The sequence below is a fragment of the Cellulomonas sp. Marseille-Q8402 genome, assembly GCF_965119525.1.
On sequence record NZ_CBCPLX010000001.1, the window covers coordinates 1,502,351 to 1,523,897 of the forward strand.

Genomic DNA, 21,547 nt, shown 5'->3' on the forward strand with positions numbered 1-21,547 from the left:
GCCGGGCGCGCCGGGGCGCCGGCGGCCGCGGGATCAGGCCTGGCGCTCGGCGGACTCCACCACGTTGGCCAGCAGCATCGCGCGGGTCATCGGGCCGACTCCCCCGGGGTTCGGGGACACCCACGCCGCCACCTCCGACACGCCCGCGTCCACGTCGCCCGCGATCCGGTACTTCCCCGTCTCCGGGTCCTGCACCCGCGAGACGCCGACGTCGACCACGACCGCGCCCGGCTTCACCAGGTCGGCGGTGAGGATCCCCGGCACCCCGGCCGCGGCGACGATCACGTCGGCGTTGCGGGTGTGCTCGGCGAGGTCGACCGTGCCGGTGTGGGTGAGCGTGACGGTCGCGTTGACGGCGCGGCGGGTCAGCAGCAGGCCGATGGACCGCCCGACCGTGGTGCCGCGCCCGATCACCGTGACGTCCGCCCCGGACAGGTCGACGCCGTGCCGGGTGAGCAGCTCGACGATGCCGCGCGGCGTGCAGGGCAGCGGGGACGTGACGTCCTCGTTGACCCGCAGCACCAGGCGGCCGAGGTTGGTCGGGTGCAGGCCGTCGGCGTCCTTGTCGGGGTCGACCAGCTCGAGCACCCGGTTGGTGTCGATCCCGCGGGGCAGCGGCAGCTGCACGATGAACCCGGTGCAGGCCGGGTCCTCGTTCAGCCGCTGCACCGCCGCCTCGATCTGCTCCTGCGTGGCGTCGGCCGGCAGGTCCTCGCGGATGGACGCGATGCCGACCTCGGCGCAGTCCCGGTGCTTGCCGGCGACGTAGGACACCGATCCCGGGTCCTCCCCCACCAGCAGCGTGCCGAGTCCGGGCCGGATGCCGCGCTCCGCGAGCGCGGCCACCCGCGTCGTGAGCTCGGCCTTGATCGCGGCGGCCGTGGCCTTGCCGTCGAGCGTCTTCGCCGTCATGGTCGCGGCCCCGCTCAGTACTGCTGCAGGCCGGGGTACAGCGGGAACGCGTCGGCCAGCTTGGCCACCCGCGCCCGCAGCGCCTCGACGTCGGCCGACGCGCCGGCCACCAGCGCCGTGGCGATGATGTCCGCGACCTCGGTGAACTCGGCGTCGCCGAACCCGCGGGTCGCGAGCGCCGGGGTGCCGATCCGCAGGCCGGAGGTGACGCGCGGGGGGCGCGGGTCGAACGGCACCGCGTTGCGGTTCACGGTGATGCCGACGTCGTGCAGGAGGTCCTCGGCCTGCTGCCCGTCGAGGGACGAGTTCCGCAGGTCCACCAGCACCAGGTGCACGTCGGTGCCGCCGGTCAGGACGGACACGCCCGCGGCCGCGACCTCGGGGGACACGAGCCGGTCCGCGATGATCCGCGCGCCGTCGATGGTGCGCTGCTGACGGTCCTTGAACTCCTCGCCGCCCGCGATCTTGAACGACACGGCCTTGGCGGCGATGACGTGCATGAGCGGGCCGCCCTGCTGGCCCGGGAACACGGCGGAGTCGATCTTCTTGGCGTACTCCTCCTTGCTCAGGATGAAGCCCGAGCGGGGACCGCCGATGGTCTTGTGCACGGTGGACGACACGACGTCGGCGTACGGCACGGGCGACGGGTGCAGGCCCGCGGCGACGAGGCCGGCGAAGTGCGCCATGTCGACCCAGAGCTTCGCGCCGACCTCGTCGGCGATCTCGCGCATCGCGGCGAAGTCGAGGTGCCGCGGGTAGGCGGACCAGCCGCCGATGATCACCTGCGGGCGGTGCTTGAGGGCGGCCTCGCGGATCGCCTCCGGCTCGATGAGGAAGGTGTCCGGGTTCACGCCGTACGCGCCGACGTCGTAGAGCTTGCCGGAGAAGTTGATCTTCATGCCGTGCGTCAGGTGCCCGCCGTGCGCGAGCTCGAGGCCCAGGATGCGGTCGCCGGCGCTGGCGAGGGCGTGCAGCACGGCCGCGTTGGCGGTGGCGCCCGAGTGCGGCTGGACGTTGGCGTGCTCGGCGCCGAACAGCTGCTTCGCGCGGGTGATCGCCAGGTCCTCGGCGATGTCGACCTGCTCGCAGCCGCCGTAGTAGCGGCGGCCCGGGTAGCCCTCGGCGTACTTGTTGGTCAGCACGGAGCCCTGCGCCTGCAGGACGGCGCGCGGGACGAAGTTCTCGCTGGCGATCATCTCGAGCGTGCCCTGCTGGCGGGCCAGCTCCCCGTCCAGGACGGCGGCGATCTCCGGGTCGACCTGCGACAGGTTCTGGTCGAGCAGCGGCGTGTTCTCGGCGCTCATGCGTCTCCTCGGCAGTCGGCGGGCGCGGTCTGTCGACCGCACACCGATGGTGTGGGGTGACCGCGGGGCCCAGGCGTCCGACCCGACGACGTGCTGCTGCGTCGCTCCCCGGTGGTGACCCACCTGTGCGCCAGTCGCGACCGGGTCAGCCTAGCAACGTCGCCCGGCGTGCGGGGCGGGCGTCCGCGGACCGGGCGGGCCTCAGGCCGACGCGGGCGCCTCCGAGGCGTCGCCGAGGATCCGGCGCAGGTACGCGTAGGTGAGGTCGCCGACCGTCTGGTCGTGCTCGTGCGTGTAGCCGTGCTTCTCGTAGAGCGCGAGGTTGTGCACCGAGTCCCGGCCGGTGAACACCCAGATCTCCTCCACGTCCTCCGGCAGGTGCGGCAGGATCGCGAGCAGCAGCTGCGTCCCGACGCCGTGGCCCTGCTGGTCCGGCGCGACGGCGAACCGGCCCAGCGTGGCCTTCTTGCCCTCCAGCACCACGCGGATCGACCCGACCAGCCGGTGACCGGCCCAGGCGCCGAGCGTCACGACGCCGTCGGCGGCGAGGTCGGTGCGCAGCTCGCTGAGCGTCTGCGTCAGCGGCGGGATGTGCGGGTCGTCGTACTGCTGCGCCTCGGTGACGAACGCGGCGCGGCGCAGCGTCAGCAGCTCCCCGGCATCGGCGTCGACGACGGGCCGGATGGTCACCTCGGTCTCGCTCATGCCCCCATCGTCTCAGCCGTCGCGCGCGCCCGACCACCCGGAGGTCCCGAGTTCGTCACGATTCCACCCGCTGGACGCCCGCCGGGGCGCGGACGGCCCCGCGGCGCCCCGCGGCACGCGGGTACCCTCGCGTCCCGTGACGACCTCCACGCCGCTCCCCGGCAGCCCCGCCTCGTCCGCCACGTCGTGGGTGCTGTCGCTGTCCTGCCCCGACCAGCCCGGCATCGTGGCCGCCGTCGCGGGGCTGCTCGCCGAGCACGGCGGCAACATCACCGAGTCGCAGCAGTTCGGGGACGCGCTCACCGGCCTGTTCTTCATGCGCGTCGAGGTGGCCGCGGACCGGACGCGGACGGAGCTGGAGGCTGCGCTGGGCGCGCTGGCGCCGCGGTTCCGGATGGACTGGTCGCTCGACGTCGCGGGGCGCAAGATGCGCACGCTCGTCCTGGGCTCGACCGCCGCGCACTGCGTCAACGACCTCGCGTTCCGGCAGCGCTCCGAGGGGCTGCCGATCGACATCGTCGGGCTGGTCTCCAACCACACCGCGCTGGCCGACCTCGCCGCGTTCTACGACATCGACTTCCACCACGTGCCCGTCACCCGCGACACCAAGGCGGCCGCCGAGGCGCGGCTGCTGGAGCTCGTCGAGGAGCTGGACGTCGAGCTGGTCGTGCTCGCCCGGTACATGCAGATCCTGTCGGACGACCTGTGCCGCGCGCTGGCCGGGCGGATCATCAACATCCACCACTCGTTCCTGCCGTCGTTCAAGGGCGCCCGCCCGTACGCGCAGGCGCACGACCGCGGCGTCAAGCTGATCGGCGCCACCGCGCACTACGTCACGGGCGACCTGGACGAGGGCCCGATCATCGAGCAGGACGTCGAGCGCGTCGACCACAGCCGCGGGGTCGCCGACCTGGTCGCGCTGGGTCAGGACGTCGAGCGCCGGGCGCTGGCCCGCGCGGTGCGGTGGCACGCCGAGCACCGGGTGCTGCTGGACGGGCACCGCACGATCGTCTTCCGCTGAGCCGACCGGCTCAGAGCGCGGCGGGCCGGGTCGGCCGCGGCAGGCGCCCCGTGGGCGTGATGCCGGTGATCGCCGCGATCAGGTCCTCGTAGGACGCGTGCTGCGCGTCGAAGTCGCCGTTGATCCGGCCGAGGCGCAGCACCACGATCCGGTCGGCGACGGCCTGCACGTCGACCATCGAGTGGCTGATCATCACGACGCCGAGGCCGCTCTCCCGCAGCCGCTCCACCATGTTGAGCACCTCGGCGGTCTGCGAGATGCCGAGCGAGGCGAGCGGCTCGTCGAGCACCACGACCCGCGGGTTCCCGACGAGCGTCCGCGCGACGGCCACGGCCTGCCGCTGCCCGCCGGAGAGCGCGCGCACCGGTGCCCGCACCGACGGCACGCGAGCGGCGAGCTGGCCGAGCGTCTCCCACGCGCGGCGCTCCATCTGCCGCTCGTCGAGCATGCCGGCGCGCCGGATCTCCTGCCCGAGGAACAGGTTCTGCACCACGTCGAGGTTCTCGCACAGCGCCAGGTCCTGGAACACCGCCGCGATCCCGAGGTCCCGCGCCGCGCGGGTGGACGGCATGGTGACGGGCGCGCCGTCGACCTCGATGTGCCCGCTGTCGGGCGCCAGGGCGCCGGACATCACCCGGGCCAGCGTCGACTTGCCGGCGCCGATGTCGCCGACGATCGCGACGACCTCGTGCGCGTGGATGTCCAGGTCCACGTCGACGAGCGCACGGACGGCGCCGTAGTTGCGGGACACGCCCCGCACCGACAGGACGGGCGTGGTGGTCGTGCTCACCGGTCCTCCTCCGCTGCGTCCGCTGCGGCCCTGCCGCGTCCCCTGCGTGCCCTGCTGCACCGGTTCATCCTGCCACCGCCATCGACTGGGCAATACCGGCGTGGTCCAGGGCCAGGGCGAGGGCCCCGCGCACCTCGGCGGCCGTGCCGAGCTCGGAGACCACCACCTCGACCGGCCCCGCCGTGCTCGGCAGCGTCCGCTGGGCGAGCACCGTGCGGAACGTGTCCAGGAGGATCGGCCCGGCCTCCGCGAGCCGGCCGCCGACGACCACCAGCTCCGGGTCGAACAGGTTGCACGTGTTCGCCGCCGCGACCGCGAGCAGCCGGCCGGCGTCCGAGATCACCCGGCGGCAGCCCGGGTCGCCGTCCTGAGCGCGCGCGATCACGTCGGCCAGCGTCAGGTGCCCGTGGCTCGACTCGAGCATGCGCAGCAGCGCCGGCGCACCGATCAGCGCGTCCAGGCAGCCGCGGTTGCCGCACCGGCAGATCGGGCCGTTGTCGTCGATCGTGATGTGCCCGAACTCCCCCGCCGCCCCGGTTCGGCCGTGGAACACGCGCCCGTCGACGATCAGGCCGCTGCCGACGCCGTGCGACACCTTCAGGTAGGCCACGTGCTGCTTGCCGCGCGCGGCACCGTGCCGCAGCTCCGCCAGGGCGCCGAGGTTGGAGTCGTTGTCCACCCGCACCGGCACGCCGATCCGGCGCTCGAGCACCTCCGGCACCGCCACGCCGTCCCAGCCCCGCAGCACCCCGACCGACACGATCTGACCCGAGACCGGGTCGACCGGCGCGGGCACGCCCACGCCGACCGTCAGCACCTCGGACATCGTCGCGCCGACGGAGTCGACCAGCTCGGTGAGCAGCAGCGCCGCCCGCTCCAGCCCCGCGTCGGCACGGTGGTCGGGGGGAAGCGGCATCCGCTGGTCGGCGACGATCCGCTGGGCGACGTCGGCGATCGACACCCGCAGCGACCGCGAGCCGAAGTGGATCCCGGCGACCAGCCCGAGGTTGCGCGCGAGGGTGACCTGCTGGGCCCGGCGGCCGCTGCGCGACGTGGGCGCGGTGTGCAGGACGCCCGCGCCGGTGAGCTCCTTGACGATGTTCGACACCGTGGCGGGTGACAGCCCCGTGACGCCGGCCAGCTCGACCTGCGTGAGCGAGCCACGCTGCTGGACGGCACTCACGATCCGGGCCCGGTTGGCTTCACGGAGTGAAGATTGCGAGCCCGGGGTCACTCTCTCAGTGCCCACGTAGCCGAGGATACAGGCGCGCGCACCTCGGACGGGACGTGGCAGCGCCACCCGGCGGATGCGTTCAGGTGGTGACGGCAACGGCGCCACCGGACCGGTCCGGGCACGACGACGGCCGCCGCCCGCGGGGTGCGGGCGACGGCCGGTCGGTCGTGCTGGTGCGGGCTCAGCCCAGGCGGGCGGCCAGGTTCTCGTCGAGCGCCGCGAGGAAGTCCTCGGTGGTCAGCCACTGCTGCTCGGGGCCGACCAGGAGCGCGAGGTCCTTGGTCATCTTGCCGCTCTCGACGGTCTTGATGACGACGTCCTCGAGCGTCTCGGCGAACTGCGTGACCTCGGGGGTCGAGTCCAGCTTGCCGCGGTGCTTGAGGCCGCCGGTCCAGGCGAAGATCGACGCGATCGGGTTGGTCGACGTCGGCTTGCCGGCCTGGTGCTGGCGGTAGTGCCGGGTGACGGTGCCGTGCGCGGCCTCGGCCTCGACGGTCTTGCCGTCGGGGGTCATCAGGACCGAGGTCATCAGGCCGAGCGAGCCGAAGCCCTGCGCGACGGTGTCGGACTGGACGTCGCCGTCGTAGTTCTTGCAGGCCCAGACGTAGCCGCCCTCCCACTTCATGGCCGAGGCGACCATGTCGTCGATGAGGCGGTGCTCGTAGGTCAGGCCGGCCTCGGCGAACGCCGCGGCGTACTCGGCGTCGAAGACCTCCTGGAACAGGTCCTTGAACCGGCCGTCGTAGGCCTTGAGGATCGTGTTCTTGGTGGACAGGTACACCGGGTACTCGCGCTGCAGGCCGTAGGCGAACGAGGCCCGCGCGAAGTCGCGGATCGACTCGTCGAAGTTGTACATGGCCATGGCGACGCCGCCGCGGTCGGGGTAGGTCACGACCTCCTGCTGGATCGGCTCGGAGCCGTCCGCCGGGGTGAAGGTCAGGGTCAGCGTGCCCGCGCCCTGCACCACGAAGTCGGTCGCCTTGTACTGGTCGCCGTGGGCGTGGCGGCCGATGATGATCGGCTTGTTCCAGCCCGGGACCAGGCGCGGGATGTTGCTGATGATGATCGGCTCGCGGAACACCACGCCGCCGAGGATGTTGCGGATCGTCCCGTTCGGGGAGCGCCACATCTTCTTGAGCCCGAACTCCTCGACCCGCGCCTCGTCGGGCGTGATCGTCGCGCACTTCACGCCGACGCCGTGCTCGAGGATCGCGTGCGCCGCGTCGACCGTGACCTGGTCGTCCGTTGCGTCGCGGTTCTCGATCGACAGGTCGTAGTAGCGCAGGTCCACGTCCAGGTACGGATGGATCAGGCGGTCCTTGATGAACTGCCAGATGATCCGTGTCATCTCGTCACCGTCGAGCTCGACGACCGGTCCAACCACCTTGATCTTCGCCATGCGCGCCAGATTACTTGACGTCGAGAGACTTCGCGGGCCGCGACCGGCTCGGGCTGCGTCCAGGCAGCCCACAGCCATCCCTGGCATGCTGGACGGATGTGCCCGACCCCGGGCGCCGCGCAGGCCCCGGGCCTGCCGCCACCGGGGCCGCACCGGAGCGGACACCGCCGCCACACGCGGGACCGCGCCCACCACCGCACCCGGACGAACGGATGAACATGTCCCAGGACAAGCCCGAGCCCACCGAGGACGCAGCCGCTCCGGCAGCCGGCGTCCCCGTGACCCCGACGCCGTCCGCGCCGCCCGCCGGATCGGCCGCCCCGGCCCCGGCCCCGGCGTCCGCACCGGCGCCGATCTCTGCGGCACCGGCCGCGTCCGGCGCGTCCGAGCCGACCGCCGCGCCGGCGCCCGCCGCCGCCCCGGCCCCGGCCGCCGTGCCGGTCGGGTTCGGCGCCGCCGACGGCTACGGCACCGCGAGCACGCTGCCCGACGAGGTGGAGATCGAGGCCGTCCGCGCCACGCTGACCGGCCCGCCGCTGGTCGCCCGCCTGGGCGCCGAGCTGTTCGGCACCTTCGTCGTGCTGTTCGCCGCCCTCGGCGCGGCCCTGTTCGCGTCGATCACGGGCGCGGGCGTCGTCGGCACCGCGCTGGGCTTCGGCTTCGGCGGCGTCGCGGCGTTCCTCGCCGTCTCGCACGTCTCCGGCGGCCACTTCAACCCGGCGATCACGCTCGGCGCGGCGCTCGCCGGCCGGACGCCGTGGAGCCACGTGATCCCCTACTGGCTCGCGCAGCTCGTCGGCGGTGCGATCGCCTCCGCGGTGCTGTTCGTGACTACGAGCTCGCTCGAGGCGCTGGCCGGCAACGAGCGCACCTTCTTCAGCGGCACGGCGAACGGGTACGACACCCACTCCCCGATCGCGCAGTCGACCGGCGGGTCGGGCTTCGGCCTGGTCGCGGCGCTCCTGATCGAGGGCGTCCTCGCGGCGATCCTGGTCGGCGTCTACCTCGGCGCCACCGACCGGCGCGGCCCCCGCAAGCAGGCGGCGTTCGCCATCGGCCTCACCCTGGCGTTCGGCGCGCTCGTCGCGTACCCCGTCACCGGCGGCTCCCTGAACCCGGCCCGCTCCACGGCCGCGGCGATCTTCTCCGAGTCGTGGGCCTGGGGCCAGCTCTGGGTGTTCTGGGTCGCGCCGCTCGTGGGCGCCGCCCTCGCCGCGCTGCTCTACCGCGCCTTCGCGACCAACCCGGCCGAGGACGACGTCATGGACGAGGACCTCGAGATCGACGAGGTCGAGATGGACCTGCGCCCGTCGCGCTGAGCCGCACGAGCACGCAGCACACGCCGCAGGGGCGGTGACCCGAGCCGGGTCACCGCCCCTTGCGGTGTCTGCGGACCCGGTGCGTCAGCCGAGCGGCGCCGGCACGACCTGGGACAGCACGGCGATGGTCACCGCGAGGCCGGCCAGCACGAGCACGTCGACCGGCCTGCTGCGCACGACGAGCGCACTCGGTGCGCGGCGCACCACCCCGCGGACGACAGCGCAGCAGCCGAGGAACACCGCGAGCGCGAGCGCCCCGGTCGGGGTCCCGGCCGCGAGCGCCAGGGCGACGCAGAACAGCACGGCGCCGGCCAGCCCCCACAGCGACCAGTTCCGGTCGGCGGCCAGCGACGCGCGGGCGATCGCCCGGGGGTCGAGCGGGCGGCCGTCGGCGTCGAACCGCTCCTCCTCCGACACCACGGGCGGCACGGGCGGCACCGCCGCGTCGGGCGACGCGGTGCCGGCGACCGGGGCGTCGGGCACGGCGGCACGGGGCGCGGCGACGGGCTCGTCCTGGCTCACGCGGCTCCTCCCGGCGGGTGCGCGGCCCGGTGGGGCACGCGGCGGCGGTGGTCGCCGGCACCACCGAGGCTACCCGGCGCTACGGTGGCCGGGTGCCTGCGCCCGGTCGTCGTCCCGACGTGTCCTCCCCCGCTCTGACCACCGGGTCGGCCGCTCCGCCGGAGCGGCGGCGCCCGGCCTCCGTCGTCGTGGTCGGCGCCGGGCTGGCCGGTGCGCGCACCGTCCTGGAGCTGCGCGCGCAGGGGTTCGACGGGCACGTGACCGTGCTGGGTGCCGAGGGCGTCGCGCCGTACGACCGGCCGCCGCTGTCGAAGCACCTGCTGGACCGGCCGGCACCCGCGTGGCTCGCCGACGAGCTGGGGACCGACGCGCTCGCCGTCGCCGACGACGTCCGGCTCTCCTCGCCGGCGACGGGCCTCGAGGTCGACGACCAGGGCGTGCTCGTGCGGACCCGCGAGGGCGAGGTCGCCGCGGACGCGGTCGTGGTCGCCTGCGGTGCGGTTGCGGTGCGGCCGCCCGCCTGGACCGCCGCCCGCACGTTGCACACCGCCACCGACGCGGCCCGCCTGCGCGCCGACCTCCTGCCGGGCCGGCGGCTCGTCGTGATCGGCGCCGGCTGGGTCGGTGCCGAGGTGGCCACGGGCGCCGCCGCGGCCGGGGTGGACGTCACGGTGGTCGAGGCGCGCGACGCACCCCTCGGGACGGCGCTCGGCTCCCGCGTCGGAACGCTCACCGCGCCCTGGTACGCGTCCGCGGGCGTACGGCTCCGCACCGGCGTGCCCGTCGCGGCGGTGGAGGCCGACGCCGTCACGCTCGCCGACGGCAGCGTGCTGCCCGCCGACGTCGTGCTCGCCGCGGTCGGCGCACGGCCGGCGACCGGGTGGCTGGCGGGGTCGTTGCCGCTCGACGCCGACGGGTCGGTCCGGGTCGACGAGCGGCACGCCCCCGTCGACGGCTCCTGGCGGGTCCGGGTCGTCGGCGACGCCGCCCGCCGCCGGTCCGCGCGGCACGGCTGGGTGTCGGGCGGGCACTGGGACGCGGCGCTGCGCGGGCCCGCGGTCGCCGTCGCCGGGCTGCTCGGGGGCGAGCCGGTCGAGGCGGACCTCGCGCCCTACGTGTTCTCCACGCAGCTCGGGCACGAGCTGGCGCTGTACGGCGTGCCGGGGGCGGACGACGACGTGCTGCTGCGGGGCGACCCGTCCGGGGAGGACGGGTGGACGGCGCTGTGGTTCGTCCCGGGCTCGCCGACGCTCACGGCCGCGTTCACCGTCGACCGGCCGCGCGACGTCGGCGGCGCCCGGCGGCTGTTCGCCGGGCCCGCGCTGCCGGTGCTCGACCGGGACCGGGCGGCCGACCCGTCCGTGCCGCTCCCCCGCGCCGTCGCCGGCTGACGTCTCCCGGAGCGCACCTCCGGCGCCCGCGCGACACGCGCGTCCCCGGCGCCCGAGGCGGATCAGCTCTCGGCGACCGCCCGCAGCCGCGCCACCGACGCGAGGGCCGGCTCGCGCCACTGGTCGGCGCCGGACTCGGTCCAGAGCTCGTAGAGCTCGGAGGTGTCGGGGTCGGCGAGCACGCGGTCGGCCTGCTCGACCAGCCAGCGGGTGCGTTCCGGCGTCAGGTGCGGGGCCAGGCCGGCGAGGACCTCGTCCTCGCCGAGCACCGGCGCGTGCGGCTGCCCGTGCAGGGCCAGCACCAGCTCGACCAGGGCGAGCGCGGCCTGCCCGCCGTCGGCCTCGACGTACTCGTCGTCCTCGAAGTACGCGTCGACGTCGTCGAAGGTGAAGTCGCCGTGCCGGATCATCGCGAGCAGGTCGCCCGCGCCGTCGCTGTCGAACGGTCCCGCGCCCCAGGTACCCATGCCGCCGACCCTAGCCGCAGCCCCGCCGGCGCGACCGGTCAGCCGGCCGCCGCCTCCGCCTCGAGCTGCGTGCCGACCTGCTCGACGAACGCGGCCAGCGCGTCCGGGTCGTCGAGCGCGCCGGTGTACTCCTGGCCGCCGACCAGCAGCACCGGGCTCGTCGTCACCGCGCCCACGTCGAACGGCACGCCGCTCGCCGCCCGGTCCGTGGCCTGCTGCGCCCAGTCGGTGAAGTCGCCGCCCGTCACGCAGTCGGCGACACCCTGGTCGGTCACCCCGGCGCCCTGGACGAGCGCGAGCAGCTCGTCGTCGTCCAGGCCGTCCTGGTCCAGGTCCGGTTGCGCGGCGAGCAGCGCGTCGTGGACCGCGAGCGCACTGTCCGGGACGGTGTCCGCCACGCAGGCCAGCGCGCCCGCGGCGCGGGCCGAGTAATCGCCCGCGGTCTCCAGCGCGAGCGGGTGCAGCTCCAGCGTCGCGGACCCGGCGGTGACCCACTGCTCGACCCCGGCCGCGCCGGCCGACCAGAACGCGGCGGCCTCCGGCGACGCGTAGTCGACGTACAGCACGAGGTCGAGCACCCCGGTGCTGCGGTCGACCACGGTCGGGGTCGGGTCCTGCCCGGGGTCGAGCGCGCTGGTCCGGCTCGCGGTGACGGTGGTGCCGTCGCCGCCGAGCACGACGCCGTCCGCCAGCATGTTGTGCGGCCCGACCTGCCCGGCGCGCGCCGACGCCTGCACGGCCAGCACCGCCACCACGGCGACGGCGACCACCGCCGTGCCCGCACCGGCCCGGCCGAGCCGCCGGTTGCGCCGCCGGCGGCGGGCCTCCCGCTCCCGCTCGATCCGCGCGAGCTCACGGGCGAGGGCCTTGCGGTCCTTCTTGGGCAGCTTCTCCTGACCGGCGGGGCGCGAGCTCATCGGGGCGGTGCTTCCTTCGACGTGCGGGGGCGGGTGCCCCCGCACCGTCACGTGCGGACCTGCGCGCAGGCTGGGTGCGCCCTGGGGCCGGGCTGTCAGCCCCGCCGCAGCCGCAGGGTCACCAGCTGGAACGGCCGCAGCTCGAGCGCCACGGCACCACCGTCGCCGTGGCTGCCCGCGCGCACCGCCCGGGCCGGGACGTCCCGCTCCAGCAGGTCCGTCTCGACGACCCCCGCCGTCGGGAACCCCGGGGTCACGGTGGCGCGGGCGCGGGTGCCGTGCGCCTCGTACAGCCGCACGACCACGTCGCCCGACCCGTCGTCGGCGAGCTTCACGGCCTCGACCACCACGCCGTCGCCGTCGACCGTCACCAGCGGCTCGACCCCCCGGCTGCCGCGCACCTCGCGCACGGGGAGGTTCGCCCGGTAGCCGTCGACGACCGCCTCCGGGATCCCGGCGCCGACGTGGAGCACGGAGAGGAACCGGTGCCGGCCCTGGTCGGCCTCGGGGTCGGGGAACAGCGGCGCCCGCAGCAGCGACTGCCGGACGACCGTCGCCGTGCCGCCGTCCTCGGTGACCGTGCGCGTCACGTCGTGCCCGTAGGTCGCGTCGTTGGCGACGGACACCCCGTAGCCGGGCTCGCCCACGTGCAGCCAGCGGTGCGCGCAGATCTCGTACCGCGCGGCGTCCCACGACGTGTTGGTGTGCGTCGGCCGGAGCACGTGGCCGAACTGCGTCTCGGCGGCGGACCGGTCGGCGTGCAGGTCGAGGCCGAACGCGAGCTTGAGCAGCCGCTGCCGCTCGTGCCAGTCGACCTCGGTGACGATCTCGACCACCCGGGTGCCGGGCCGGAAGGTCAGGTCCTGCACGATCGTGGAGTCGCCGACGGTCCGCGAGGTGCGGACGACCGCGCGGTCGGGCTTCTCGGCGACGACCTCGACCGCGTCCGCCGCCAGGAGGTCCTGCACGGTCCGGCGGTACTCGGCGTCGATGTCCCAGGCGTCCCACTGCCGGGGCACGTCGCGGTGCACCTGCAGCAGGTTGGCCAGGTGCCCGGGGGCGACCGCCTCGCGGTCGGCGGCGAGGTCGCGCACGGAGGCGAGCTGCCCGCCCGCGGTCAGCCGGACGTCGAGGACGTCGGTCCGGACCCGCAGCGTGCCGTCGTCCTCGCGCAGCACCTCGACGGCGCCCGCAGGACCCGCGCCGTCGTCGGCCGCGAGCGCCCCGCCCAGCGCGGGCACGCCGTCCCGGGCGTGCGGGGCGGCGTTGAACCGGACGGTTCCCCTCGCGCCCGCGTCCCCCGCCCCGCCGTCCTCCCCGACCAGGGCCGCGAGCGCCGCCGCGACCACGGCCTCGGCGCGCCGCTCGACGTCGGCGTACGCCTCCTCGGCCTGCCGGTAGACCCAGCCGATCGACGACCCGGGGAGGATGTCGTGGAACTGGTGCAGGAGCACGACCCGCCAGAGGTCGCGCAGCTCCCCGGCCGGGTACGCGGAGCCGGTCCGCACCGCGGCGGTGGCCGCCCACAGCTCGGCCTCGCGGAGCAGGTGCTCGCTGCGGCGGTTGCCGCGCTTGGTCCGGGCCTGCGACGTGTAGGTCCCGCGGTGGTACTCCAGGTACATCTCGCCCGACCACACCGCGGGGGTCCCCGCGTCCGCGAGCTCGGCCTCGGCCCGCTCGAAGAACGTGTTCGGCGACCCGAGCTCGACCTCGGGCAGCCCCGCCAGCGACCGCGCGCGGTCGGCGGCCGCGAGCATCTCCCGGGTCGGGCCGCCGCCGCCGTCGCCCCAGCCGAACGGCACCAGGGACTCGGAGGCGACGTCCTTGTCCCGGAACTCGCGCTCGGCGTGCGCGAGCTCGCGCGGCGACAGGTCGGAGTTGTAGGTGTCGACCGGCGGGAAGTGCGCGAGCACGCGCGACCCGTCGATCCCCTCCCACCGGAACGTGTGGTGCGGCATCCGGTTCGTGTCGTTCCAGGACAGCTTCTGCGACAGGAACCACCGCGACCCCGCGGCGCGGACGATCTGCGGCAGCGCGCCGGTGTACCCGAACGAGTCGGGCAGCCAGACGTCCTGCGTCTCGTGGCCGAACTCCTCGAGGAAGTACCGCTTCCCCTCGACCATCTGCCGGGCGAGCGCCTCGCCGCCGGGCATGTTGGTGTCGGACTCGACCCACATCCCCCCGACGGGCACGAACTGGCCCGCCGCCACCTTCTCCTTGATGCGCGCGAAGAGCTCGGGGTGCCGCTCGGCGACCCACGCGTACTGCTGCGCGGACGAGCAGGCGAACACGAAGTCCGGCCGCTCGTCCATCAGCGCGACGGCGCTGGAGAACGTGCGGGAGCACTTGCGCACCGTCTCCCGCGCCGGCCACAGCCAGGCGGAGTCGATGTGCGCGTGCCCGGTCGCGAGCACCCGGTGCCCGCCGGCGACCGCGGGGACGTCGAGCACCGGCCGCAGCACCGCACGGCCGTCGGAGGCGGTCCCGGCGACGTCGAACGGGTCGATCGCGTCGACCACGAGGTCGAGCGCGCGCAGCGCCCGCGCGTACCGGGTGGAGCCGGGATCGGTGACCTCCACCAGGCCCTGCACCGCGAGGAGGTCCTGCCAGAGCTCCCAGACCTCGACGTCGCGCAGCACCACCTCGGCCGACCGCAGCGCGTACATCGGGTCGGCGCCGGCCGTGCGCGGGTCGCCGAGCGGCGTCGGCCCGTACCAGGTGCTGCTGCCGACGTCGGGGTTGCCGGCGGCCTCGACGAAGACGTCGACCGACGGCTCGGACCACGGCACCGCCTGGTTGCGCGGCGACAGGCCCTTGAGGGTGACGCCGTCGGGCCGCAGCACTAGGCCCTCCGCCTGGAAGCCCGGCTGGGTGGTGGTGAACCCGAGGTCGATCGCGAGCTCGACGGCGTGCCGTCCCTCGCGCACCGCGGCCGATCCGAGCCACGCCTGCGGGATCGCACCCGTCATCCGGAACCAGGTGGTGCTCCACGGCGCGCCCCACGGCGTGCCGAGCGGCGCCGGGGCGTACTCCTGGGCGGCCGCCTCGCTGAACGGCACCGGCTCGCCCGGCAGCCCGTCGGCGCCCGGCACCGTCCAGGCGGTGACGGTCAGCGGGGCACGGGCGGCGACGAGGGCCGGCGTGAGGCGCTCGTGCACGAACCGCTGCACGCGCTGGAGGACGAGGGCGGACGCGTCGACGGGCATGGAGGGACCTCCGGGGTCGGACGAGGGGACGGGTGCGGGACGGGCGGGGACGAGGGGCCGGTGCGGGCTCAGCCCTTGACGGCCCCGGACATGGCGAACGAGCCCCCGGAGAACCGCTGCACCAGCAGGTACAGCACGAGCACGGGGACCGAGTAGAGGATCGAGAACGCCGCGAGCCGCCCGTAGGCCACCGTCCCGTAGGTGCCGAAGAAGCTGTAGATCGCGACGGCGGCCGGCTGGTTGTCGGGCGAGAACAGCAGCACGAACGGGACGAAGAAGTTCCCCCACGCCTGCGTGAACACGAAGATGAACACCACGGCGATGCCCTGGCGCATCAGCGGCACCACGATGCGGCGCAGCGCGGTCATCGACCCGGCGCCGTCGACCCAGGCGGCCTCCTCCAGGGACACCGGCACGGAGTCCATGAAGTTCTTGGTCATCCAGATCGCCATCGGCAGCGACGTCGCGGCCAGGAAGAGCACGGTGCCCGGCACGGAGTCGAGCAGGCCCAGGTACACGAACAGCGCGTAGACCGGGACCATCATCGCGGTGATCGGCAGGCAGGTGCCGAACAGGATCGAGTAGAGGAACGGCTTGCGGAACCGCATCTGGTAGCGGGACAGCGGGTACGCCGCGAGCACCGACGCCAGCACGGTGAGGACCGCGGTCCCGGCCGAGATCACCGTGGAGTTCCACAGCGGCCGGAACGTCGCCTCCCAGGTGAGGATCTCCGTGAAGTTGTCGGTGGTGATCGACTCGGGCAGCTTCACGGACACCGTCGCGGCGGGGTCCAGCGACGCGAGGACGATCCACGCGAGCGGGACCAGGAACGCGATCCCGGTGACGACCAGGGCGACCGCGACCAGCACCCGGCCGGTGCGCCGCCGGGGTGCGGCCACGGACGGGACGCGCCGGTCGCGCCGGGCACGGCGGGCGGTCGTGGCGACGGGCGCCGTCGGGGCGGTGAGCGCGGCCATCAGTCGACCTCCGGCTTGAGCACGCGGATGTACACGATCGAGAACACGGCGCCGACCAGCAGGGTGACCGTCGCGATGGCGGTGCCGTAGCCGACCTGGGCGAACTTGAACGCCTCCTGGTAGGCCAGCACCGGCAGGGTCGAGGAGTCGGTGCCGGGGCCGCCGCCGGTCATCACCCAGATCAGGGTGAACACGGCGAGGGTCTGCAGCGTCGTCAGCATGAGGTTGGTCGAGATCGACCGGCGGATCATCGGGACCGTGATCCGGAAGAACCGCTGCGGCCCGGTGGCGCCGTCGATGGCCGCGGCCTCGGTGATCTCGGGCGGGACCTCGGACAGGGCCGCGCCGTAGACCATCATCGAGAACGCCGTGCCACGCCAGATGTTCGCCAGCACCACGGCGAGCATCGGCACCGAGATGAGCCACGTCGGGCCGGTGAGCCCGAACCAGCCGAGCACGTTGTTCAGCGTGCCGTCGGTGGAGAAGAACGCGTACAGCGCGAACGCCGCGACGATCTCCGGCAGCACCCACGCCACGACCACGATCGCGGACACGACGCCCCGGATGCCCGCCGACGTCGCCCGCAGCAGCAGGGCCAGCGCCATGCCGAGCACGTTCTGGCCGATCACCGCCGACGCGCCGACGAACACGACCGTCAGCACGACGGCCTTCCAGAACCCGTCGTCGGTGAGCAGGGCGGCGTAGTTGTCCAGCCCGATGAACTCCGGGTTGGCCGCCCGGTACCCGGTCAGCGCCTGGTTGGTGAGGGAGCCGTAGAACGACCACAGCACCGGCCCGGCCAGGAACACGAGCATGAGCGCGACCGCGGGGGCCAGCGGCAGCAGCCGCAACGCGGTCCGGCCGGGCCGGCGTCGGGGACGGCGCAGGCCGTCACCCGCCGCCGGCCGGTCGAGCGTGACCGACGACATCAGCCGGCGGCCTGCGTGTTCTCGTCGCCGACGATGGACAGCAGCCCCTCGTCGTACGCCGCGGCCGCCTCCTCCGCCGTCGCCTGCCCGGTGGCCACCGACTCGGCGGCGACCTGGATGTTGGACGAGATCTGCGAGTAGTCCGGCGTGGCCGGTCGGAAGTGGGTGTACTCGACCAGCGAGCTGAAGAACTCGAACGACGGGTTGTAGCCGAGGTACTCCGGGTCCTCCGCGACGTCGGTGCGCACCGCGATCTGGCTGTTCTCGGTGTCGTACTTCAGCGAGTTCTCCCGGTTCAGCGCCGTGGCGATGAAGTCGAACGCGGCCTGCGGGTCGCCGGCGTGCGCGCCGACCGACAGCGTCCAGCCGCCGGACATCGAGGTGAAGCCGGGGTCCTGGCCGTCCTGCGTCGGCATGGCCGCCATGCCCAGGGTCTGCTCCCACTCGGGCCAGGCGTTGTCGCCGGTGATCCAGCCGCCCGGGAGCCAGGAGCCGTCGACGGCCATCGCGAGCTTGCCCTCGGGCAGGAGCTCGGTCGCGACGCGGGCGCCGACGGACGCGTCGAGCGCGATGTCGAGCGACGGCGCGAGCCCCTCGGAGTAGATGGTCTCGAGGAAGGCCAGCGAGTCGGTGAAGCCCTGCGACCCGGTGATCCACTTCTGGCTGTCGGCGTCGTACAGCTGGTCCTCGGTGCCGTACAGCAGCATCTCGAAGCCCTGCATGGTCGTGGCCTCGCCGGCCGCCTTGCCCGCGTACACGTTGAGCGGGACCACGTCGGGCACCTGGGCCTTGATGGTCCGGGCGGCCTCGAGCACGTCGTCCCAGGTCTCCGGCTGCCAGTCCTCGGGCAGCCCGGCCTGCGCGAACAGCTGCTTGTTGTAGTAGATGCCGCGGGTGTCGGTGCCCATCGAGACGCCGTAGACCGAGCCGTCGTCGCCGAGGCCGGCCTGGCGGGCGTTCTCCGGGAACTGGTCCCAGTCCTCCCACGCCTCGACGTACTCGTCGATCGGCAGCAGGTAGCCGGCCGCGGCGTCCGAGCGGATCTGGAACGTGTCCTCGTAGATGACGTCCGGCGCGGTGCCCTCGGAGCCGTTCATCAGGGCGAGCTTGGTGAAGTACTGGTCCTGCTCGGCCTCGATCGGCACCAGGTCGATCGTCATGCCCTCGTTCGCGGCCTCGTACTCGGACTTGGCCTTCTGCAGCAGGTCGTCGAGCTGCACGAACTGCGCGGTCTTCTGGTACGCGACGGTGATGGTGGAGTCGTCACCGCCGCTCTCCCCGCCGCCACCCCCGCAGGCGGCCGTGAGGCCGAGCGCGAGGACGGACCCGGACGCGATGACGGACTTTCGCAGACGCATGGATGCTCCTTTGCTCCACGTGCACGTCCTGGGCGACGCTGCCCGGACTCGATAACTACAACGTCTGGATGAATTGCTGTCAAGAGGCTCTCCCCGGTCGTGACACAACCGTGACGCCGGTCCGACCGCTCCGGACGTGTCAAAGATGTTTGACATGCCGTCGGCGGATCCCGTAGCGTCGATGTCAAACATCTTTGACATCGGGAGCGGCGGACATGTCCTACCTGGAGAAGAACACCTGGGCGTACGGCGTGATCGCCGTGCTCGGGTACGGCGTCTACGCCGGCGTGGTCCTGTCCCGCGCCGACGGTGGTCCGCTCACCGACGTGGCCTACGCCGGCCCGCTCCTGGTCACCGTCGGGGCGGCGGTGCTCGCGGGGATCGTCGCCGGGATCGTGCTCGGCGCGCTCTCCCCCGACCGGTCGGTCCGCGACGAGCGCGAGCAGGCGATCGAGCGGCTCGGCGAGCACGTCGGGCAGTCGTTCCTCGTCCTCGGCGGGCTCGGCGGCCTGGCGCTCGCGCTGCTCGAGGCGGACCACTTCTGGATCGCCAACGTGCTCTACCTCGGGTTCGTGCTGTCGGCGGTGCTGTCCTCGGTCGCCCGGCTGGTCGCGTTCCGCCGGGGGGTGGGCCCGTGGTGAGGCCGACGGCGGTCACCAACAGCATCCGGGTGCTGCGCACCGAGCGCGGGCTGACGCAGGCGCAGCTCGCCGAGCAGCTCGGGGTCACCCGGCAGACGGTCATCGCCGTCGAGCAGGGCCGGTACTCGCCCTCGCTCGAGCTGGCGTTCCAGATCGCCCGCGCGCTGGGGCGGCCGATCGACGAGGTGTTCTCCTACGAGCCGGACGGCGGTGCGTGATGCGAGCAGTGGTGCGGGAGCAGTACGGGGACACGTCGGTGCTGCGGGTGGTCGACCGCGAGGACCCGGTGCCGACGGGCGACCAGGTGCTGGTCGACGGCGCGGTGGGCGGGGTCAACATGGCCGACTGGCACCTGATGACCGGGCTGCCGTCGGTGGCCCGGCTGGCGTTCGGCCCGCGGCGGCCGCGCGAGCACGGCATCGGGCGGGACCTGGCCGGCACGGTGCGGGCGGTCGGCCCGGGCGTCACCGGGCTGCGGGTCGGCGACGCGGTGTTCGGCACGGCGCCGGCGGCGTTCGCCGAGCGGGCGGTCACCCGGGAGCGCGCCCTGGCCCGGGTCCCGGACGGGGTGCCGATGGCCGCCGCCGCCGCGGTGCCGACGGCCGGGACCACCGCGCTGCACGCCCTCCGCTCGGGGCGCGTCACCGCCGGCTCGCGGGTGCTGGTGCTGGGCGCCGGCGGCGGGGTCGGCTCGCTGGCGGTGCGGCTCGCGGTCCTGGCCGGCGCGCGCGTCACCGCGGCGACGTCGGCCGGCAAGCGCGACCTGCTCGCGGGGCTCGGCGCCGAGGCGGTGGTCGACCGCGCGGACCCCGGCGCCTGGGGCGAGGGGTACGACGCCGTGGTCGTCACCGGCGGGCTGTCCCCGCTGCGCGAGCTGCGCCGGCCGCTCGCGCCCCGTGGCTCGCTGGTCCTGGTCGGCGCCGAGGGTGGCGGGGACGTGCTGGGCGGCGGCCTCACCCGGCAGCTGCGGGCGGCGCTGCTCAGCCCGTGGACCCGGCAGCGCCTGGTGAGCGTGGTGTCGCGGGACAACCCCGCCGACCTGGAGCGGCTGCGGGAGCTGCTGGCCGACGGGAGCCTCGCGCCGGCGGTCGAGCGCAGCTACCCGCTGGCCGAGGTCGCTGCCGCGATCGACCACGTCGCGTCCGGCGCCGCTCGCGGGAAGGTCGTGCTGACGCTCAGCTGACCAGGAGCAGGTCCGTGGGCCGCGGGGTGAACGCCCGCCCGAGCAGGATGCAGCCGGCGCCGACGGCACCGACCTGCGGGCCGAACGCGGACGACGCCACGGTGACGGCGTGCCCGCCCGGCACGGGGTGCGCAGCGACCTCCGCCGCGAGCGCCTCGGCCGCGTGCGGGGCCACCCGGTCCCAGAGCGGGCCGCCGACCAGCACCGCCGGGACGTCCAGCAGGTCGGTGAGCACCCCGGCGGCCATGCCGACCCGGCGACCGGCGAGCCGCAGCACGTCGCGCGCGCCTGCGTGGCCGGCGTCGGCCGCCGCGCACAGGGCGGTCACGGCCTCGTCCACGGCGCGCGGGTCGGAGCCGTCGCCCCAGTCCGGCAGCGCGACGCCCGCGGCCCGGCCCTGCTCCGCGAGCGCCTCCGCCCGCAGCACCGCACCGAGGCAGCCGCGCCGGCCGCACCAGCACCGCGCACCCTCGGGGTCCGCGACCAGGTGCCCGGACTCCCCCGCGTTGCCGGAGACGCCGCGCACCACCTCGTCGCGCAGCACGGTGGCCACGGCCACGCCCGTGCCCAGGTAGAAGAACACGAAGTCCGACGCGTGCTCCCCGGGGTGCCACAGGTGCGCGCTCGCCGCGGCGATCACGTCCTTGTCGAGCACCGCGCGCAGCCCGGTGCGCTCGGCGACCGCGTCCCGCAGCGGGACCAGGTGCCAGCCGGGCAGGTGCGGCGGGTCGACCACCACGCCGCCCTCGACGTCGATCGGCCCCGGCGCCGCGATCCCCACGCCGAGCACCCGGTCGCGCTCGACCCCCGCGCCCGCGATCAGCCCCTCGATCTCGGCCACCAGCCCGGCGACCACCGCCTCCGGGTCCTCGGGCAGCGGCGTGGGCACCTGCGCCTGCGCGACCACCGCGCCGGACAGGTCGAGCAGCACGAACGTCATGGTCGCCGGGTCCAGGTGCACGCCCACGGCGTACCGGCTGGGGGCGCTGAGCCGCAGCAGCGTGCCCGGGCGGCCCGGACCGCGGCGCGCCGCCTCCCCCTCCTCGACCACCAGGCCGAGGTCGAGCAGGCGGCGCGCCACGTTGGTCACGGTCTGCGGGGACAGCCCGGTGCGGCGGGCGACCTCCGCGCGGGCGAGCCCGCCGCCCGCGCGCCGGATCACGTCCAGCACGACCGTCTGGTTGAAGTCGCCCATCCGCGGCAGGTTGGTCCCCCGGCGCATGTCACCCCTCCCGTCGGCCGTGGCCGCGACGCTGCGGTGCGTCGGCGTCC

The 21,547-nt window shown here is 74.6% G+C and carries 20 protein-coding genes and 1 riboswitch; of the genes, 6 read left to right on the plus strand and 14 right to left on the minus strand.

Translation table 11 applies throughout. The annotated features are described in order from the left end of the window. Nucleotides 1-33: 33 nt before the first annotated feature. From ACWPWW_RS06830 to ACWPWW_RS06840, 3 genes are all read right to left on the minus strand, one after another. The gene (locus ACWPWW_RS06830) at nt 34-912 is read right to left on the minus strand and encodes a bifunctional methylenetetrahydrofolate dehydrogenase/methenyltetrahydrofolate cyclohydrolase (RefSeq protein ID WP_454049584.1); all 879 of its coding nucleotides are present in this window, start codon (nt 910-912) and stop codon (nt 34-36) included. A gap of 14 nt (nt 913-926) precedes the next feature. Continuing rightward, entirely contained in the window at nt 927-2,216 is a 1,290-nt protein-coding gene (gene glyA, locus ACWPWW_RS06835) for a serine hydroxymethyltransferase (RefSeq protein ID WP_454049585.1), read from the minus strand. A 60-nt stretch (nt 2,217-2,276) separates the two neighbouring features. Beyond that, a riboswitch (ZMP/ZTP riboswitch) is annotated at nt 2,277-2,364 on the minus strand. A 53-nt stretch (nt 2,365-2,417) separates the two neighbouring features. Then, the gene (locus ACWPWW_RS06840; RefSeq protein ID WP_454049586.1) at nt 2,418-2,921 is read right to left on the minus strand and encodes a GNAT family N-acetyltransferase; all 504 of its coding nucleotides are present in this window, start codon (nt 2,919-2,921) and stop codon (nt 2,418-2,420) included. A gap of 136 nt (nt 2,922-3,057) precedes the next feature. On the opposite strand from ACWPWW_RS06840, the gene purU reads away from it, so the two are divergent. Next, nucleotides 3,058-3,942 (plus strand): formyltetrahydrofolate deformylase, encoded by an 885-nt coding sequence (gene purU / locus ACWPWW_RS06845; protein WP_454049587.1) that lies wholly within the window; start codon nt 3,058-3,060, stop codon nt 3,940-3,942. A gap of 10 nt (nt 3,943-3,952) precedes the next feature. Here purU and ACWPWW_RS06850 read toward each other — a convergent pair whose 3' ends face one another. The 3 genes from ACWPWW_RS06850 to ACWPWW_RS06860 all read right to left on the minus strand — a co-directional run bounded on the left by ACWPWW_RS06850 (nt 3,953) and on the right by ACWPWW_RS06860 (nt 7,365). Further along, complete coding sequence (locus tag ACWPWW_RS06850; RefSeq protein WP_454049588.1) at nt 3,953-4,732, minus strand: ATP-binding cassette domain-containing protein; 780 nt, start codon at nt 4,730-4,732, stop codon at nt 3,953-3,955. Nucleotides 4,733-4,796: 64 nt separating this feature from the next. Next, entirely contained in the window at nt 4,797-5,981 is a 1,185-nt protein-coding gene (locus tag ACWPWW_RS06855; RefSeq protein ID WP_454049589.1) for an ROK family transcriptional regulator, read from the minus strand. Between the two features lie 166 nt (nt 5,982-6,147). Next, on the minus strand, nt 6,148-7,365 hold the full coding sequence (locus ACWPWW_RS06860) for an NADP-dependent isocitrate dehydrogenase (RefSeq protein WP_454049590.1): 1,218 nt from the start codon (nt 7,363-7,365) through the stop codon (nt 6,148-6,150). A 218-nt stretch (nt 7,366-7,583) separates the two neighbouring features. Here ACWPWW_RS06860 and ACWPWW_RS06865 point away from each other — a divergent pair, with 218 nt between their 5' ends. After that, entirely contained in the window at nt 7,584-8,684 is a 1,101-nt protein-coding gene (locus tag ACWPWW_RS06865) for an aquaporin (RefSeq protein WP_454049591.1), read from the plus strand. Nucleotides 8,685-8,768: 84 nt separating this feature from the next. Here the strand turns inward: ACWPWW_RS06865 and ACWPWW_RS06870 are convergent, their stop codons facing one another. Further along, the gene (locus tag ACWPWW_RS06870; RefSeq protein WP_454049592.1) at nt 8,769-9,206 is read right to left on the minus strand and encodes a DUF3017 domain-containing protein; all 438 of its coding nucleotides are present in this window, start codon (nt 9,204-9,206) and stop codon (nt 8,769-8,771) included. A 92-nt stretch (nt 9,207-9,298) separates the two neighbouring features. On the opposite strand from ACWPWW_RS06870, the gene ACWPWW_RS06875 reads away from it, so the two are divergent. Continuing rightward, the gene (locus ACWPWW_RS06875; protein WP_454049593.1) at nt 9,299-10,597 is read left to right on the plus strand and encodes an NAD(P)/FAD-dependent oxidoreductase; all 1,299 of its coding nucleotides are present in this window, start codon (nt 9,299-9,301) and stop codon (nt 10,595-10,597) included. Nucleotides 10,598-10,659: 62 nt separating this feature from the next. Here ACWPWW_RS06875 and ACWPWW_RS06880 read toward each other — a convergent pair whose 3' ends face one another. The 6 genes from ACWPWW_RS06880 to ACWPWW_RS06905 form a co-directional block, all read right to left on the minus strand. Beyond that, on the minus strand, nt 10,660-11,064 hold the full coding sequence (locus ACWPWW_RS06880; RefSeq protein ID WP_454049594.1) for a DUF4259 domain-containing protein: 405 nt from the start codon (nt 11,062-11,064) through the stop codon (nt 10,660-10,662). A gap of 38 nt (nt 11,065-11,102) precedes the next feature. After that, entirely contained in the window at nt 11,103-11,981 is an 879-nt protein-coding gene (locus ACWPWW_RS06885; protein ID WP_454049595.1) for a DsbA family protein, read from the minus strand. 95 nt (nt 11,982-12,076) lie between these two features. After that, the gene (locus tag ACWPWW_RS06890; protein WP_454049596.1) at nt 12,077-15,187 is read right to left on the minus strand and encodes an alpha-mannosidase; all 3,111 of its coding nucleotides are present in this window, start codon (nt 15,185-15,187) and stop codon (nt 12,077-12,079) included. Nucleotides 15,188-15,255: 68 nt separating this feature from the next. Then, nucleotides 15,256-16,164, minus strand: coding sequence for a carbohydrate ABC transporter permease (locus tag ACWPWW_RS06895; RefSeq protein ID WP_454049597.1), 909 nt, complete (start codon nt 16,162-16,164; stop codon nt 15,256-15,258). Further along, nucleotides 16,164-17,093 (minus strand): carbohydrate ABC transporter permease, encoded by a 930-nt coding sequence (locus tag ACWPWW_RS06900; protein WP_454049598.1) that lies wholly within the window; start codon nt 17,091-17,093, stop codon nt 16,164-16,166. The genes ACWPWW_RS06895 and ACWPWW_RS06900 overlap by 1 nt, the downstream gene beginning before the upstream one ends. Beyond that, a complete protein-coding gene (locus ACWPWW_RS06905; protein WP_454049599.1) occupies nt 17,093-18,451 on the minus strand; it encodes an extracellular solute-binding protein in 1,359 nt (452 codons plus the stop codon). Before ACWPWW_RS06905 ends, ACWPWW_RS06900 begins: the two co-directional genes overlap by 1 nt. Before the next feature lie 215 nt (nt 18,452-18,666). Here ACWPWW_RS06905 and ACWPWW_RS06910 point away from each other — a divergent pair, with 215 nt between their 5' ends. From ACWPWW_RS06910 to ACWPWW_RS06920, 3 genes are read left to right on the plus strand one after another with little or no spacing between them, the layout of a single operon-like run. Beyond that, nucleotides 18,667-19,092, plus strand: coding sequence for a hypothetical protein (locus ACWPWW_RS06910; RefSeq protein WP_454049600.1), 426 nt, complete (start codon nt 18,667-18,669; stop codon nt 19,090-19,092). After that, the gene (locus tag ACWPWW_RS06915) at nt 19,086-19,310 is read left to right on the plus strand and encodes a helix-turn-helix transcriptional regulator (protein WP_454049601.1); all 225 of its coding nucleotides are present in this window, start codon (nt 19,086-19,088) and stop codon (nt 19,308-19,310) included. The genes ACWPWW_RS06910 and ACWPWW_RS06915 overlap by 7 nt, the downstream gene beginning before the upstream one ends. After that, complete coding sequence (locus ACWPWW_RS06920) at nt 19,310-20,275, plus strand: NAD(P)-dependent alcohol dehydrogenase (RefSeq protein WP_454050411.1); 966 nt, start codon at nt 19,310-19,312, stop codon at nt 20,273-20,275. Before ACWPWW_RS06915 ends, ACWPWW_RS06920 begins: the two co-directional genes overlap by 1 nt. Here the strand turns inward: ACWPWW_RS06920 and ACWPWW_RS06925 are convergent. After that, a complete protein-coding gene (locus tag ACWPWW_RS06925; RefSeq protein ID WP_454049602.1) occupies nt 20,268-21,497 on the minus strand; it encodes an ROK family transcriptional regulator in 1,230 nt (409 codons plus the stop codon). The genes ACWPWW_RS06920 and ACWPWW_RS06925 overlap by 8 nt on opposite strands. Between the last annotated feature and the right edge of the window lie 50 nt (nt 21,498-21,547).